The organism is Microlunatus phosphovorus NM-1 (assembly GCF_000270245.1).
Lineage (GTDB): Bacteria > Actinomycetota > Actinomycetes > Propionibacteriales > Propionibacteriaceae > Microlunatus > Microlunatus phosphovorus.
The window spans coordinates 1,647,669-1,663,551 of record NC_015635.1 but is presented as its reverse complement, the minus strand read 5'-3'; the positions used below and the strand labels follow the sequence as shown (position 1 = coordinate 1,663,551).

General features: G+C 67.8%; 15 protein-coding genes and 1 riboswitch. Of the genes, 3 read left to right on the top strand and 12 right to left on the bottom strand.

The genetic code is table 11. The features are described 5' to 3' along the window. Nucleotides 1-11 precede the first annotated feature (11 nt). The 4 genes from MLP_RS07460 to dxr all read right to left on the bottom strand — a co-directional run bounded on the left by MLP_RS07460 (nucleotide 12) and on the right by dxr (nucleotide 4,804). The gene (locus MLP_RS07460) at nucleotides 12-1,847 is read right to left on the bottom strand and encodes a CAP domain-containing protein (protein WP_013862433.1); all 1,836 of its coding nucleotides are present in this window, start codon (nucleotides 1,845-1,847) and stop codon (nucleotides 12-14) included. Between the two features lie 127 nt (nucleotides 1,848-1,974). Then, complete coding sequence (locus tag MLP_RS27910; protein WP_156821078.1) at nucleotides 1,975-2,097, bottom strand: type II toxin-antitoxin system VapC family toxin; 123 nt, start codon at nucleotides 2,095-2,097, stop codon at nucleotides 1,975-1,977. 167 nt (nucleotides 2,098-2,264) lie between these two features. Beyond that, nucleotides 2,265-3,563, bottom strand: coding sequence for a M50 family metallopeptidase (locus MLP_RS07455; RefSeq protein ID WP_013862431.1), 1,299 nt, complete (start codon nucleotides 3,561-3,563; stop codon nucleotides 2,265-2,267). After that, a complete protein-coding gene (gene dxr, locus MLP_RS07450) occupies nucleotides 3,563-4,804 on the bottom strand; it encodes a 1-deoxy-D-xylulose-5-phosphate reductoisomerase (protein ID WP_197536517.1) in 1,242 nt (413 codons plus the stop codon). Before dxr ends, MLP_RS07455 begins: the two co-directional genes overlap by 1 nt. A 64-nt stretch (nucleotides 4,805-4,868) precedes the next feature. Between dxr and MLP_RS07445 the strand changes: the two genes are divergently transcribed. Further along, nucleotides 4,869-6,317: a serine hydrolase domain-containing protein gene (locus MLP_RS07445; RefSeq protein ID WP_013862429.1), complete on the top strand. Its 1,449-nt coding sequence runs from the start codon at nucleotides 4,869-4,871 to the stop codon at nucleotides 6,315-6,317. Between the two features lie 2 nt (nucleotides 6,318-6,319). Here MLP_RS07445 and ribH read toward each other — a convergent pair whose 3' ends face one another. The 5 genes from ribH to MLP_RS07420 all read right to left on the bottom strand — a co-directional run bounded on the left by ribH (nucleotide 6,320) and on the right by MLP_RS07420 (nucleotide 10,461). After that, nucleotides 6,320-6,802, bottom strand: coding sequence for a 6,7-dimethyl-8-ribityllumazine synthase (gene ribH / locus MLP_RS07440; protein ID WP_013862428.1), 483 nt, complete (start codon nucleotides 6,800-6,802; stop codon nucleotides 6,320-6,322). Then, nucleotides 6,802-7,467 carry a 3,4-dihydroxy-2-butanone-4-phosphate synthase gene (gene ribB, locus MLP_RS07435; protein ID WP_013862427.1) on the bottom strand — a complete coding sequence of 222 codons (666 nt, stop codon included), beginning with the start codon at nucleotides 7,465-7,467 and terminating at the stop codon, nucleotides 6,802-6,804. The genes ribH and ribB overlap by 1 nt, the downstream gene beginning before the upstream one ends. Beyond that, nucleotides 7,460-8,062, bottom strand: coding sequence for a riboflavin synthase (locus MLP_RS07430; RefSeq protein WP_013862426.1), 603 nt, complete (start codon nucleotides 8,060-8,062; stop codon nucleotides 7,460-7,462). Before MLP_RS07430 ends, ribB begins: the two co-directional genes overlap by 8 nt. Before the next feature lie 10 nt (nucleotides 8,063-8,072). Continuing rightward, complete coding sequence (ribD, locus tag MLP_RS07425) at nucleotides 8,073-9,122, bottom strand: bifunctional diaminohydroxyphosphoribosylaminopyrimidine deaminase/5-amino-6-(5-phosphoribosylamino)uracil reductase RibD (RefSeq protein WP_013862425.1); 1,050 nt, start codon at nucleotides 9,120-9,122, stop codon at nucleotides 8,073-8,075. Nucleotides 9,123-9,257: 135 nt separating this feature from the next. Further along, a riboswitch (FMN riboswitch) is annotated at nucleotides 9,258-9,387 on the bottom strand. Between the two features lie 75 nt (nucleotides 9,388-9,462). Then, the gene (locus tag MLP_RS07420) at nucleotides 9,463-10,461 is read right to left on the bottom strand and encodes a cation diffusion facilitator family transporter (RefSeq protein ID WP_013862424.1); all 999 of its coding nucleotides are present in this window, start codon (nucleotides 10,459-10,461) and stop codon (nucleotides 9,463-9,465) included. A gap of 131 nt (nucleotides 10,462-10,592) precedes the next feature. Between MLP_RS07420 and MLP_RS07415 the strand changes: the two genes are divergently transcribed. Continuing rightward, nucleotides 10,593-11,177, top strand: a complete 585-nt coding sequence (locus MLP_RS07415; RefSeq protein ID WP_013862423.1) for a hypothetical protein — start codon at nucleotides 10,593-10,595, stop codon at nucleotides 11,175-11,177. Between the two features lie 22 nt (nucleotides 11,178-11,199). Here the strand turns inward: MLP_RS07415 and malQ are convergent, their stop codons facing one another. Together malQ and MLP_RS07405 are read right to left on the bottom strand one after the other, a co-directional pair. Beyond that, the gene (gene malQ / locus MLP_RS07410) at nucleotides 11,200-13,299 is read right to left on the bottom strand and encodes a 4-alpha-glucanotransferase (protein ID WP_013862422.1); all 2,100 of its coding nucleotides are present in this window, start codon (nucleotides 13,297-13,299) and stop codon (nucleotides 11,200-11,202) included. 154 nt (nucleotides 13,300-13,453) lie between these two features. Beyond that, entirely contained in the window at nucleotides 13,454-13,831 is a 378-nt protein-coding gene (locus MLP_RS07405; RefSeq protein WP_013862421.1) for a hypothetical protein, read from the bottom strand. A gap of 153 nt (nucleotides 13,832-13,984) precedes the next feature. Between MLP_RS07405 and MLP_RS26175 the strand changes: the two genes are divergently transcribed. Next, a complete protein-coding gene (locus tag MLP_RS26175; protein ID WP_013862419.1) occupies nucleotides 13,985-14,698 on the top strand; it encodes a GNAT family N-acetyltransferase in 714 nt (237 codons plus the stop codon). A 42-nt stretch (nucleotides 14,699-14,740) separates the two neighbouring features. On the opposite strand, the gene MLP_RS07395 is transcribed toward MLP_RS26175, so the two are convergent. Continuing rightward, on the bottom strand, nucleotides 14,741-15,853 hold the full coding sequence (locus MLP_RS07395) for a LacI family DNA-binding transcriptional regulator (RefSeq protein ID WP_013862418.1): 1,113 nt from the start codon (nucleotides 15,851-15,853) through the stop codon (nucleotides 14,741-14,743). Nucleotides 15,854-15,883: the final 30 nt, after the last annotated feature.

Sequence of the window (15,883 nt, the reverse complement as noted above, 5' to 3'; positions counted from 1 at the left end):
GAAGCGTTCGACTATTTCACCTTGACCTTCGCGGCAGCAGACGTGCCGGCGACGCGAGCGTTGCCGGTCCAGCTGACGGTGTAGGTGTGGTTCCCACGTTTGACCTTGGTGAGCTTGGCAGTGGCTCGGCCGGAGGTGACGGTGAGCTTCTTCACCGTCTTCCTTCCTTCTTTGAGCCTGGCGCGGCCCGTCATGGCCGGTTCACCATCAGAACTGACGCTGAAGCTGAGTTTCACCGTACGCCCGCTGACCTTGCCGGAGAGTCGGCTGGTGGCAGTCTTCTTGGCAACCCGAGCGCTGGGCTGTGAGAGGCTCTCGCCATTGAAGCAGTACAGTTTCGTGCCCGTGACTTCCACGGTCATCCGGTGGCCGACATCGCCTGCGGTGAGCCGATAGCTGGGCTTGGTCGCTCCATGGATCCGATCGCTACCGCGATACCACTGATAGTGCGAAGCCGTGCCTTCGACCGACCAAGCCGGTGGCTTGGCCGTGAGGACGGAGCCGACGCGAGGGAAACCGTCGAGCGAAGCGCGGCTGGTGGCGGTGATCGAGAGACGAGGGTCGAAAATCTTCACCGTGTACGTATGGTCCGGCTGATATCGCCCTCGATAGCGCATGTTGCTGATGGTCACGCGGTACTCCGCCGTCTCGCTGCCGATGACGCCGGGCACCGAAGGCATCTCCCAGACCAATGGGTGGGACGCGCTCGCGACATGCGTCTGCGGAGTGAAGGTCTGAGGCTTGGCACCGAGTCTGGTGACCGTCACCTTGGCCTGTTCGAAGTTGTAGGACATGTGGGGGGCGTCGAAGGACCACCGATCGTAGGGAGTCAACTGAGTCGGGAACCAACCGGCTGCCGGCCAGTTGACGAATCTGGGGGTAACCGTGGTCCTGCCCGACTCGTACGCATAGACCGGCGGTCCGGGATAGAGGGCGCTCACGTTGCGGTAGGAGCCATATCCGAAGGTCTCGAGCTGAGGATCGAGGATGTAATCGCGGTTGACGACGAGGTCGGGCCTCTCGTTGAAGTGTGGGTCGTCGCGGGCCGCCAAGCCATCCACGACGGCGAGGGCACCGACACGCCGAGACTGGATTGCCGCATGGGCCTGGCCGTACTTCTCCAGGTCCCAGCACCGCCACTCTTCGGGCGGGGATGGGTAAGGACTGAGACGGTCGTTGAGCTGCATCAAGAGGGCCACGTCGCGCGTCTTGGCCGAGATCTCGCGATCCCATGACACGTGTGGGAGACCGGCGAGACTACGGACGAAGTTCAGCGCCTCCAGGGTCGCCGTCTCCTCTGCCTGGTCACCAACGCCCGCCTGACAATCGCGGATCTCCTGAGCGGTCGGGAGCGGCGCCGTCAGATCGAAGTGACGCTGAAACCGGTCCCGATAGGCCTGCGCGACGCTGTCCCGGTCGCCGGTGTCGAGCGCAGTCGAGGCTCGTTCATTGCTGAAGGCTGAGCGCAACTCCACGTCGCGAGTGAGCGTCTCGGCAGCTCGGAGCTCAACCGCTTCCGCTTGCGAGCGATCGGTCGTGCCGGGATAGAAATGAGGCGGGAACTCGCCGAAGTAGGCGCGGTCATCTGTCCACAGCAGGTACGAGCCGGGCACGATCTCGAAGGAGTAGTAGCCGTCGGCGTCCGTCGACGTCATGTGTGGCGAGAACTCGAGGTTGGCGTCGGTGAACTTGTTAAGTCGGACGCGGATTCGATGGAGGCCGTTGCCGTCTTCGTCCACGATTCGCCCAGCAATGTGACCCGTGGCGTCGGCATGCGCGGGCGGAGCGACCAGCAGACCGAGCGCCAGCGCGAGTGCGAGGATGCCGGCCGGCAGCCATCGTGGCATGGATTGACTCCTTCGTCGCGGCCGCGCGGGCCATCTTGAGGCCTATGGACACTACCCGACCCGCTCCCACGTCGGGGTGAAAGACTGACCGGGCGCTCCGCTCAGCACCGGGACCTCGAAGCGCGGCTCAGCCGATCACTCGGATGGTGCAGCGCGGGCCGGAGGCGTTCGCCAGGCGTCGATCCGCGGTCACCAGTTCACTCTCCAGAGCCTCGGCCAGCGCCACATAGCACGCGTCGTATGGAGTCACGTTGCTACGTAGCTCGAAGGCCCGGGGCATCAGCCGCAGGTCTCGATCTCATCGAGCTCAGCCGCCTTTGCCGAGCAGCAGCAGATCAGCGAAATTCCAGGCTTCGAGCACCCAGTGTCACGACCTCGACCGCGAGATCGAGCCGTGCGCCACCTGCGCTGCTGCCATCAGAACAGCTTGATCGGGTCGATCAGGTCGGCCAGGATCAGCACGACACCGGAGATCAGGATCAGTCCACCGACCGCGTACGCGACCGGCAGCATCTTCGCCGTGTCGACATAGCCGGGATCGGGGCGACCACGCACCCGTGCCCAGGCCTTCTTCAGTCCTTCATACAGCGCGCCTGCGATGTGACCGCCGTCCAGGGGCAGCAGCGGAATGAAGTTGAACAGCGCCACGAACAGATTCACCGAGCCGAGCAGCATGAACATGGTCGCGACTTTGTCGGCCGCCTCGATCCGGTCCGTCGAGGCCACCTCCCCCGCCGCCCGGCTGGCGCCGACGATGCTCATCGGCCCGTAGATGTCCCGCGGCTTGCCGGTGATCAGGTTTGCGGCCGTGTAGTAGACCTTCGCCGGGAATGCGGCCAGGGCATGCACCGTCTGTTCGGTCATCGTCCACATGTCATCGAGCACGACCAGCGGCCCGCCGCGCTCCCGTTCGACCACCGGCTCGATGCCGAAGAACCCGGCGGCTACCCGCTTGCCCGGGTCCCACCGGTCCGCGACCCCGGTGATCACAGTGTCGACCTGCTTGAGTTGCACGGTCTGCCCGTCGCGCAGCACGGTGACCACCACCGGCTGGTCGAGATTGCCCCGGATCAGCTCCGACATCTGGTCCCAGTCGCTCACCGGCTGACCGTTGAAGGCGACGATCGTGTCCCCGCCCTTGATCCCCGACTCGTACGCCGGCGTCTTCGGCTTGCCGACGCAGTCGTTGGTCGCCTCCCCAACCGCGACCATGCACTCCTGCACCCGATTGACGGTGAGCTGGCTGCGATAGGTGCCGTACGTGGCCGTGACCCCGAGCAGGATCAGGAACGCGAGCAGCAGATTCATCGTCGGCCCGCTGGCCATGATGATCAGCTTCTGCCAAACCTTCTTCTGATAGAAGAGCCGGCCATTGTCGGCCGGCTGGATGGTCTCCCACTCCGCGGCCCGTGCCGAGTCGGCCAGTGACTGGAAGATCCCGGTCCGGGCGGCCCGGATCTGGTCCGGCCGGTCCTCGGCCGGCGGATACATGCCGACGAACCGTACGTAGCCGCCGAGCGGGATGGCCTTGAAGCCGTACTCGGTCTCCCCCACTCGCTTCGACCACACGGTCTTGCCGAAGCCGACGAAATACTGCGTGGTCTTGACGCCGAAGAGCTTGCCCGGCACCAGATGCCCGACCTCGTGCAGCGCGATGGAGGCCATCACCAGCACGAAGAACACCACGGCGCCGAGGCCGTAGATCACGTACTCCACTAGCGTGCGCTCTCCCTCTCCGCCATCGCGGACGCGACCTGGACGGCTCGCTGCCGTGCCCAGGCATCGGCCGCCAGGACGCGCTCGAGGCTGAGCTCGTCATCGGACGACCAGTTCGAGCGTACGTCGTCCACCGACTCGCCGACATGCTCGGCGAGCACCGCGGCCACCACGTCGACGATGCCGAGGAAGGGCAGTGTCCCGGCGTGGAATGCCTCGACCGCCTCCTCGTTGGCAGCGTTGTAGACGGCAGGGGCGGTGCCCGCCACGCGTCCTGCTCGGCGGGCCAGCTCGACCGCGGGGAACGCCTCGTCGTCCAGCGGCTCGAAGGTCCAGGCGGTCGCGGTCGACCAGTCGCACGGCCGCGCGGCACCGGGGACCCGCTCCGGCCAGCCCAGACCGAGCGCGATCGGCAGCTTCATGTCCGGCGGCGAGCACTGGGCCAAGGTGGATCCGTCGACGAACTGGACCATCGAGTGCACCACCGACTGGGGATGGACGACGACGTCGATCCGGTCAAGGTCCACGCCATAGAGCAGGTGCGCCTCCAACAGCTCCAGGCCCTTGTTCACCAGGGTGGCGCTGTTGGTGGTGATCACCCGGCCCATCGCCCAGGTGGGGTGCGCAAGTGCCTGCTCGGGGGTCACGTCGCGCATCTGCTCGCGACTCCGGCCGCGGAACGGCCCACCGCTGGCGGTCAGGATCAGCCGGTCGACCTCGGCGGCGGTGCCGCCGCACAGCGCCTGCGCCAGGGCCGAGTGTTCGGAGTCGACGGCGACGATCTGATCCGGTCTCGCCGCGGAAGTGACCAGCCGCCCGCCGACCACCAACGACTCCTTGTTGGCCAGGGCGAGGATGCGTCCGGTCTGCAGAGCGGCCAAGGTCGGACGCAGACCGGCCGAGCCGGTGATCCCGTTCAGCACCACGTCGCAGGGCGCCGCCGCGAGCTCGGTGGCGGCATCCGGGCCGGCCAGGATCCGCGGCAGCTTCGCCTTGCCGCTGGACCAGCCGCGTCGCGACGCCTCGGCATAGAACGCCAGCTGGAGATCCTGGACGACGGTGGCCCTGGTGACCGCGACCGTGTCCACGCCGAAGTCGAGGGCCTGCCGCGCCAGCAGTTCGACCTGTCCTCCGCCGGCGCCCAGGCCGACCACCTGGAACCGGTCCGGAGCGGCGGCAATCACCTCCAGCGCCTGCGTACCGATGGAGCCGGTGCTGCCCAGAATCACCACGTCGCGCACCGCGACAGTCTTGCAGGCCATCGAATATGGTCGCACCCACTTCGGTCTGCATAGGCTCGACGTCATGGCCTACACCGTGTTCCCGCGCAGCACCCCGTCCTCGCAAGGGGTCGACGCCGCCGGAGTCGAGTCCTTCCTCGACGCCATGGAGACCCACCCCGAGGTGGAACTGCACTCGCTGATGCTGCTGCGCAACGGCCATGTGGTGACCGAGGGCTGGTGGGCGCCGTACGCGCCTGATCGGGTGCACCTGCTCTATTCGCTGAGCAAGAGCTACACCTCGACGGCCGCCGGCTTCGCGGTGGCGGAGGGACTGCTCGATCTGGACCGTACGGTGCTGTCCTACTTCCCCGAACTCGACGCCGACATCACCGATCCGCGCAGCCGCTCGATGCTGGTCCGGCATATCGCCGCGATGGCCAGCGGCCACCACGACGAGTGCATCGAAAGGGTCTGGGACAGCGATCCGGGCGATCTGATCCGCGGCTTCCTGCGCATCCCACCTGACGAGGAACCCGGTACGTGGTTCGCCTACAACCAGCCGTGCACGTACACACTGGCCGCGATCGTGCAACGCGAGTCCGGACAGAGCCTGGTCGACTACCTGCGGCCGCGGCTTTTCGATCCATTGGGCATCGGCCCGGTGGGCTGGCAGCAGCACCCACCAGGTCAGGCGTTGGGCTTCACCGGACTGCACGCCACGACCGACGCGATCGCCAAGCTCGGCCAGCTCTACTTGCAGCGTGGCTGGTGGGGTGACCGCCAACTGCTGCCCGCCGAATGGGTCGCGCAGGCCACGAGCATCCAGATCGACACGCCGCTGAAGGAGAACCCGGACTGGCAACAGGGATACGGCTTCCAGTTCTGGCTGGCTCGACATGGCTATCGCGGCGACGGCGCGTACGGCCAGTACTGCGTCGTATTGCCCGAGCAGCATGTCGTGGTGGCGATCACCAGCGCCACGCTCGACATGCAGGTCGTCCTGGACGGCCTGTGGACCCATCTGTTGCCGGCACTCAGCGATGATCATCGCGCCAGCCCGGATCGGACCGCCGCCGACCTGCACCTGGCCCGTCGGATGCGCCAGCTCGCGCTGGCTCCTGCCACCGGTAAGCCAGATCCCGGTCAGGACGCAGATCGTTGGGACGGCGCCCGGTTCACCCCGCGGGACGGTCGCTGCGAGCAGCAGCCGACCCTGGTCGAAGTCGAGTTGGACCGAACGGATGGCGGGTGGCGGATCACGCTGGTCGAGGACGCCGGCCCGGTGACCGGGACGCTGTCCGAGGCCGGCTGGAGCGTCGGCGACGAACCCGGCAACGAGGGTGACAGTGCGCCGATCGCTCTCTCCGGCGGCTGGCAGGACGGCGACCAGCTTGCGGTCGACGTGGTGTTCTTGGAGACCCCGCACCGGCTGACCGTCACCTGCTCACTGGCCGACGGTGCTTTCGAGGCGAACTGGGGCACAGTCCCGCTCCGTACAGGCAGGTTGCACGACCTACGGATGCCCGGCTGACCTCAGTCGCGGACCAAGGCACGGGCCAATTCGACAGCGGTGGCGATCGCCGCGGTCGCGGCCTCGTAGCCCTTGTCCTCCGTCGAGTCGGGCAGTCCGGCCCGGTCGAGTGCCTGTTGCTCGGTGTCGCAGGTCAGCACACCGAACCCGACCGGGACCGCATGGTCGACGCTCACCCGGGTCAGGCCCTCGGTGGCCGCCTGGCAGACATAGTCGAAGTGCGGTGTCCCACCCCGGATCACCACGCCGAGGGCGACCAACGCGTCGAATCCGCCCGATCGGGCCAACCGCGCAGCGGCCACCGGCAGCTCGAACGAGCCTGGCACTCGCACCACGACCGGCTCCACACCGAAGGACTGACAGCCGCGTACGGCTCCGTCCAACAGCCCGGTCATCACCTGCTGGTGCCAGCTGGCAGCAATCACCGCCACCCGCACCTCGCCCGCTGGCGTTGGCTCGAGCGTCGGCGCACCATGACCGGCCATCAGCCCACCAGCCCCATGGCCAGCTCGGTCTTGATCCGGTGCTCCACCAGCTGACCGATCGAGATCAGCGGCAGATCGTGATCGTCGGCGAGCTGCCGCAGCCCAGGCGCCCGCATCATCGACCCGTCGTCGTTGACCACCTCGGCGATGACCCCGACCGGTCGCAGCCCGGCGGCCCGAGCCAGGTCCACGGCTGCCTCGGTGTGGCCCGGCCTCGCCAGCACCCCTCCCCTGCGGGCGCGCAGCGGAAAGACGTGCCCGGGCAGGGTGAAGTCACCGGGAACGGCTGCCGGATCGGCCAGCACCCGAGCCGTGCGTGCCCGATCCGCCGCCGAGATCCCGGTGCTGACACCGATCGCCGCATCGACGGTGACCGTGTAGGCGGTGCGCAGCGGATCGGTGTTCCGCGTCGTCATCATCGGGATCCTCAGCCGGTCGAGGTCAGCGGCTTCCATCGGCACGCAGACCATGCCCGAGCTGTGCCGGATGACAAAGCCGAGGAGGTCCGGCGTCGCGAGCTCGGCAGCCAGGATGAAATCGCCCTCGTTCTCGCGATCCTCGTCGTCGACCACGATGACGACCTGGCCCGCTTTGAGCGCGGTGAGAGCGTCATCGATGCTGTCCAGTCGGACGGCGGGTCCGTCGGCCGGCGTGTGCTCAGCCACGATCGATCACCAGCATCCGCTCGACGTACTTGGCGATCACGTCGACCTCGAGGTTGACTCGCTCCCCCGGCGCCCGGATCCCGAGCGTGGTCCGGCCCAGCGTCTCCGGGATGAGCGAGATCGTCAGTGTCGCCTCCTGATCATCGACCTCGACCACGGTCAGCGACACCCCGTCGACGGCCACAGAGCCCTTGGGCGCCAGGTAGCGCAACAACGGCCTGGGCACCTCGATCGTGATCACCTCCCAATGGGTCGAGGGCTGCCGGCCAACCAGTCGTCCGGTGCCGTCGACGTGCCCCTGCACGATGTGTCCGTCAAGTCGGTCGCCGGCGCGGACAGCACGCTCGATATTGACCCGGGTGCCGGCCTCGGCGTCACCGAGGGAGGTCTTTGCCAAGGTCTCGGCCATCACGTCGGCGACGAACCAGTCGGTGCCCCGCTCGACCACGGTGAGGCAGCAGCCGTTCACGGCGATCGACCCGCCGATAGGTACGCCGTCGACCCCGATGCCCGTCTGCACGATCAGGCGGGCGGCATCGTCGCTCGGGGCAAGCTCGAGCACGGTGCCGAGGTCCTCCACGATTCCGGTGAACATGATCAAACTCCTAGTTGTTGCTGGGGACGGGCGAGATGACTGGGCGGGCGGTGATCCGTACGTTGGCGTCGACATCCTGGCCGATCACGTCGATGGCGACGACGTCGAGTCGCTGGGCGCCGGCCATCGTCGCGACGCCGAGATCAGCGACGGACGACGGTCCGGAGCCGAGCAGCACGGGTGCCAGATAGGCGACCACCTCATCGACCAGACCCGCCCGCCAGAAGGCGGCGGCGACGGTCGGGCCACCCTCCAGCAGCACGTCGTGGACGCCACGCGCGGACAAGGCCGCCAGCACTTCGGCGGGATCGTGGGTCGGGATCCGCAACGTCGGGGCGGCGTCATCGCGGATCCGCGCCCCGACCGGGGGTTGGCGGTGGCCGATCACCACGCGGAGAGGCTGGTCGGCATATCTGATCGGCTCGCCCGCGTCACCGCGGGCGGCCAGCTGCGCGTTGTCGACCAGCACACTGCCGATACCGGCGAGCACCGCGCCGGCACGGGCACGAAGCCGATGTGCGTCAGCCCGAGCGGCGGCCGAACTGATCCACCGGCTGCTGCCGTCAGCGGCGGCACTGCGACCGTCGAGACTGCCGGCGAACTTCCAGGTGACGTACGGCCGACCAGATCGATGCGCGAAGATCCAGCTGCGGTTGAGCTGATCGGCATCCGCGGCCAGCAGCCCGGCCGCCGTGTCGATACCGGCCAGGCGCAGACGCTCGCCGCCACCTGCGGCGATCGGGTTGGGGTCGGTTGAGGCCCAGACGACCCGCCGAACCCCGGCAGCGATCAGGGCATCGACGCACGGGCCCGTCCGACCGGTGTGGCTGCAGGGCTCCAGGGTGACCACCGCGGTCGAGCCACGGGCTCGCGCGCCGGCGTCGGCGATCGCGGCGACCTCGGCGTGGGGATGGCCCGCGCCTGCGTGCCAGCCTTCGCCGACGGGGGCTCCAGTGTTGTCGATGAGCACGCAGCCGACCCGTGGGTTGGGTCCTTTGACGAAGCCGGGGCTGGCGGCGAGCCGTAGCGCACGGCGCATGGCGGCGGTTTCCGACACCATCCATCCCTTCCTCTCGGGCCGCGAGCCCGGAGGATGGCGATAGGAAGGGCTGGTGAACGACTGCGTCGGCTCAGACGACGGGCAGGTCGAGGACCGCACCCGCACGGGTCTGCTGACCGCGACAGGTCGAACCGCCAGCGTGCGCTTCCCATCCGGACTTTCACCGTCGGTCCAGGAGTTTCACCTGGTCAACCGATAGCTGGCTGCCATCGGGTCGCGGACTGTCACCGCCGGTTCGGAATTGCACCGACCCCAGAGCACGCAGAGTTCTCTTGCCGAAGGATTCTGCCATCGACCCTCGAGTGCTGCATACCCGGGGCCACATGCCGAACTCGAAGGCTCAGAGCAACCGGCTCGGTGGAGAGGCCGGATCGGGCTGCAGACTCGGCTCGTCGCGGGTGGCCAGCGTCAGCACGGCCTCCACGATCGACGGCCGGGCCTCCAGTTCGCGCTCGATCCGCCGCAGCCTGGTCGCCACGTCGTGCTCGCGCAGATCCCCGATCAAATCGACCGCAGCGACCAGATAGAGCCGCTCCGGTCCGACGAACTCCAGGTGCAGGTAGGTGACCCGCTCGATGTCGGGGACGGCGAGCAGCGCCACCAACGCGGTGTTGCGGATGTCGGGCTGCACCTGCTGACCGACCAGAAACCGTCGGTTGCGGTTGATCAGCACCACGGCGAGCACGCCCAGCAGCAGCCCGACCAGGATCGACCCGATCGCATCCGGGATCGGTGACCCCGTGTACTGGTGCAAGGCGATGCCGGCGAACGCGATCAGCAACCCGACCAGCGCGGCGGCATCCTCGAAGAACACCGCCCGCAGCGTCGGGTTGGAGGTGTTCAGCACGTAGGACAGGTGACCGCGTCGCAGCCAGCCAGCCTTCCGGCGGGTCTGCCGGAACGCCTGGCTGAACGAGATCCCCTCCAGGACGAACGAGATGGCCAATACGATGTACGCGATCGCGTAGTCGGTCGCCGGCTCGGGGTTGCGGAGTTCGTTGATGCCGTGGCTGATCGAGACCACCGCACCGGCGGTGAACAGACCGAAGGCGGCGAACATCGACCAGACGTACGCCTCCTTGCCGTATCCCATCGGGTGACGCGAGTCCCGAGCGCGGTCTGAACGCCGCTCGGCGATCAGCAGGAAGACCTCGTTGCCGGTGTCGGCCCAGGAGTGCGCTGCCTCGGCCAGCATCGACGCCGACCCGGTGATCGTCGCAGCGACGGACTTGGCGATGGCGATCACCAGATTCGCGGCGAACGCGATGATCACCGTGAGCAGGCTCTCGCCGCCGTGTCCATCCGTGGCATCACTGTCGCTCGGACTCGAGTCGTTCACGCGTACCTCCTCGGGAGCGATCCTGCCACCGACTCACAGCCAGTGACAGTCTCTTGACAGACGGTTGCCAGTCCGGCCCCAGCGCGGCCGCGGAGTGTCGTTCTCGATCTCATCCCAAAAGGAGTCTTCCTGTGTCCCGAACCACCAAGGTCGTCGTCGCCTCGACTGCCGCCGGTGTCCTCGCGCTCGGCGTTGGTGTCGGCATCGCCGGGCTGGCATCGGCCGATCCGACCAGCTCGCCATCATCGAAGCCGTCAGCCTCATCCACGACCGGCCCGGGCCGCGGTGGTCCTGGCCACGGACACCGCGGCGGACCGGGCCGCGGCGCCTTCGACGGAGACCTCGCCAAGCAGCTCGCCGAGAAGCTCGGCGTCGACCAGGCCAAGGTCACCGACGCGCTGAAGGCCATCCGGGAGGCCAACCGGCCAACCGCACGCCCCTCGGCGGATCCGAGCGCCAGTCCGTCCGCACGACCGAGCCGTCCCGACCCGGCGAAGCGCGACGCGCAGCTGGCCAAGCAGCTCGCTGAGAAGCTCGGCCTCGACGAGGCCAAGGTCACCAAGGCGTTCGAGGAGATCCGGGCCGAGCGCCAGGCCGACCGTGCCGCAGTACTGAAGAGCCGGTTGGATGCCGCCGTCAAGGCTGGGACGCTCACCCAGGCGGAAGCCGACGCGGTCACCAAGGCCGTCGAGAAGGGCGTGATCAGCGGCCGCTGACGACCTTCATCAGGTCGCGGGCTCACCGGTCGGTCAGCACGTCCTCCAGCCAGACCGGCTGGCCGTCCGGTCCGCTCAACGGCACCCGCCAGTTCGGGTACTCGTTCACCGTGCCCGGCTGGTTCTGCACCCGGTGGTCCCCGATCGCGTCGCCGAGGGCCACGTTGAGCAGCCGCGAGCGGGTCCAGGTCAGATAGCGATAGAGCGCAGCGACCGTCGCCTCCTCGTCCGCGTCGTCGGCCAGCCCACGGCGGGCCCGCAGGTTGTCCAACCAGGCCTTCCGCTCGGCCTCGTCGACCGCGAGCTCCTCGGCCAGCGGCCGGGTCAGCACTCCCAGCTGGTCACGCAGTCGTACGTGGTCGCCGGCCAGATAGCCGGCGGTCGGCGGCAGGTCGTGGGTGGTCACCGAGGCGAGGCAGTATTCCCGCCATTTCTCCGGCGCCAGCGGTGATCCGTCACCATGGAAGTCGAACTCGAACCACAGGATCGAGGTGCCGAGAATGCCGCGCTCTCGGAGATAGTCCCGCACCCACGGCTCCACCGTGCCAAGGTCCTCGCCGACCACCACCGCGCCCGCGCGATGCGCCTCCAGCGCCAGGATGCCGACCATCGCCTCATGGTCGTTGCGCACATAGGTGCCCTTGGTCGGCCCCGCGCCCTCGGGGATCCACCACAACCGGAACAGGCCGATCACATGGTCGACCCGGATCCCTCCGGCGTGGCGGAGGATGGTGCGCACCATCTCCCGGTACGGCGCGTACGCCTGCTCGGCCAACCGGTCGGGACGCCAGGGCGGCTGGCTCCAGTTCTGCCCGTTCTGGTTGTACGGATCCGGCGGTGCACCGACCGAGATCCCTTGCGCGTAGGTGTCCTTGAGCGCCCAGGCATCGGCGCCGTGCGGATGCACACCCACCGCCAGGTCATGCATGATGCCGAGTGCCATGCCGGCCTGCTCACTGGCGCTCTGCGCACTGGCCAGCTGCTCGTCCATCACCCACTGCAGCCAGCACACGAAGTCGATCTCATGGCCGTGGGTGGCGGTGAACTCCGCCACCTGGGCCGTCCTGGGATGCTGCAGCTCGGCCGGCCACTCATCGAAATGCGGACCGTGCTGCTCGCTCAACACCGCCCACTGCGCGAACCGCTCCAGTCCTTCACCGGCCCGGCGGCGGAATGCGGTGAAGGCCAATTGCCGGCCGGCGGAGCGGGGCACCTCGAAAATGATCTTCAAGGCAGCCCGCTTGGCCGTCCAGGCGGCATTGCGATCGATGGACTGCCACGCCTCCGGAGTGTCGACCTCGGACCGGAGCGCCTCGACCGCGGCCCGCTGGTCGGGAGTCAGCTCGACATACTCGGGGATCCGCTCGGGGCGGAGATAGAGCGGGTTGAAGAACCGGCGGGTGCTCGGCAGATACGGCGACGGCTCCATCGGCGGCACCGGCTCGGCCGCATGCAACGGATTGATCAAGATGTAGTCGGCGCCGTGCTCCGCGCCCGACCAGACCGCGAGGTCGGTCAGATCGGTAAGGTCACCCACTCCGCCCCAGGATCCGTGCGAGCGCACGCTGTAGAGCTGGGTCGCCAGGCCCCAAGCCCGCCGATCCCCCAGCCGCGCCGGCAGACCGAGCCAGGCCGGGGTGATGATCAGCGGCATCGACGCTTCCTGACCACCGCCGTGCCCACCGCTGCGAGCCCGGACCGTGTGATAACCGAGCGGCAGATCGCCCGGGATCTCGAAGCTGGCCTCGCCGACCCAGCGACCGTCGATCTCCCGTGCCGGGTTCCAGTTCTCCAGCTGCCGCAGTCCTCGCCCGCCACCGGTCTCCAGCTCGACCCAGACGTCCACCGGATCGCCGGCCGTGACGTGCACCCAGATCGAGACCGCGTGCCCTTGCCGGGTGGCCAGACAACGCGGCAGCATCCTCGTCCACGGCTCCCGGTGATGCTGCTGCAGCGCCTGCCAGGCCTTCTCCGGGGTCGATGCGTCGACATCCAGACCGGCCAACACGGCGATCACGGTCTCGGCCTCGACCGAGACGTGCTGCCCCTGCCAATCCCAGTACTCGGTGGCGATCCCGTACGCCTGCGCGAGTTCTCGGAGCGGTTCATTCAGCTCGGTCACGGGCAGAGCCTCTCACGAGTGCAGGAGCGGTTTGGGGCGACATGTTCTTCGTCGTCTGAAACCGCGACGAACGAGTGAGACCTCGCGGAGCCCGTGACCGCGGAGCGCGAAGCGCGACCATCGAGCAGGGTCACGGAGGACATCCTGCCGTAGCTCAGGCCGGCTTGCGACGCCTCCGGGCCTCGACGAAGGAGTAGACGCCGGCGGCGACGTAGTTCACGCAGAGCAGGAACATGATCACGCTGGTGGCGATGGCCGCCGGGCGCTCTGCCGTGCCGGTGATCAGCTGGCCGATCTTCACCACGTTCATCAACGACCCGAGGGCGCCGATCAAGGCGATGACCAGCGCCGTATGGATGGCATGACGGTAGAGGTTGGGCCGGCGGCTGATCAGGGCGCAGATCAACATCGGCACCCCGATGAATGCCGGGATGAGCGCAGTCACACTGCTCGTTCCGGTCACCAGATAGGCCGTCACACCGGTCAGCACCAGCAGCGCACCGGTGACGATGGTCAGCTTGCTTACGTTCATGGTCGAGCGGCCTGTCCGTCTAGAGATCGAAACCCGGAACGTACCCGACGGCTCCGACATTGATGTCGTCGGTCCAGCCGTTGGCCTCCCGAGGCAGTGTCGGAGCGATCACGTACTGTGCTCGGAAAGCCAGAAAGAGCTGGGAGAACGAACATGAGCATGACCGTCCGGGTAGCCACTCCCGCCGACCGGAGGCCCGCCTTCGACAACGTGCTCGCACCCAGCTTCGTGTTCGACGAGCTGGAGCCGTTCGAGGAGTTCGAAGCCAAGCTCGAGGAGAACACCACGACGCTGCTGGTTGGGGTGGACGGCACCGACGATATCGTTGCCGCGGCAGTCTTCGTCAATGTCCGCGCGGCGAGTGCGGTCGTGCTGCGGCAGATGGCGACCCGGCAGGATCTTCGCGGCACGGGTCTCGGCAGCGAGCTGTATCGCGCCTTCATCCAGACGCTGGAGGACACCGAGCAGCCGAGTCTGGTGCTGGCCGAAGTCCAGCACCCCGACTATCACGAGGCCCACCCCCACCACGGCGATCCGCTGTCCCGGCTCCGCTTCTACGGCAGATTCGATGCGCGAATCATCGACGTGCCCTACTACCAGCCGGCCCTCGCCGAAGGCCTGAAACCGGTGTACGGGCTGTTGCTGCTTGCGCTCTATGTGCGACCCGATCTGATCAATCCGGCCCGGACCTATCTGGATCCGCCCGAGAACCTGCTGTACGCCCTCCGCAGCCTGCTGTACGCCGACGGTGATCCGGACGAGGCGGCCGCCTCGAAATTGCTGGCTGCGGCCTCGGTCTCCCGGGTCCGCCTGCTGCCGACCGACGCGTACGCCGAAGTAACCCCGGGTCTGCCTGCGGCCGCCTGACCTCTGCCCTTGCCAGGCGGGCCGATCCGACCCGGCAGGTCGTCACCGTGGCGGGCGCGTACTCTCCCGGACAACCAGGCCCGACCTGGGATTGCCGGCCCTTTGGGCACCCTCGGCCGGGTCGATGAGCAGCTCGAGGGCGGCCTGTCCCGCCCAGTCGAAGTCGAGCCGGTAGGTGGTGAGGCTGGGCACCCAGATGCTGGCAAGCGGTTCGTCGTCCAGTCCGGCGACACTGACATCGGCTGGCACCTGCCGGCCGGCCTCGTGCATGCTGCGCATGGTTGCGAAGGCGAGCTCGTCGTTGCTGCAGAACACCGCTGTGACGGTCGGGTCGGCCGCCAGCGCCGCCCCTGCGGCCACACCGGACGCGATCGACCAATCGGTGCGTTGAACTGCTGGGACCGGCGCGCCGGCCGCTTCGAGCGCTTCCCGCCAGCCTCGCTCGCGAGCGTGCGAGCCCTGGTTGGCCTGTTGCCCCGGAACAGCGATGTGGTGCACCGTCTGGTGGCCGAGTGACAGCAGATGCCGGGTGGTCTCTCGCGCGGCCTCGTAGTCGTCGACGAGGACGTGGGCGACATCGACGGGACTCTCGCCGCCGTGGATCACGGTGGCAATGGGAATCGAGCCGAGCCGTCGCTGCAGTTTGACCGGGTCATAGGTGTGGTAGTCGAGCACCACCACGCCGACGATCGGTTGCGCCAAGAGGACATCCAGCGCGCCTCCGGCGGTGTCGAACTCCTCCGGATCCACGACCGTGATCGCCACCAGATAGCCGTGCAACTTGGCTCTGGCTTCGATGTTGAGCAGCATCCGGGCGTAGCCATGACGAGTGGTGTCTCTGGTGATCACGCCGACGATCGGCTGCTGCCCCTGGACCAGGGCTCGGGCCGCACCATTGGGCCGGTAGCCCAGTTCACGCATCGCCTCGAGGACCCGCTTGCGAGTGGCTTCTCGCACCGGCACCGCGCCGGTGAGCACCCGGGAGACCGTCGGCAGGGACACCTGGGCCAGCGATGCGACATCACGGATGGTCGGCTGGCGCTCCCGTTGCCGGAAGGATGTCGGCGACCCACCGGCGGGCCCTGCTGAGACGCTCGCATCCCCATCCGAAACCAGATCCGGCGGGGTACTTGCGCCGCCACTATGACTGGACATATAGTCCCACCCAATCCTGATCAACGTTTT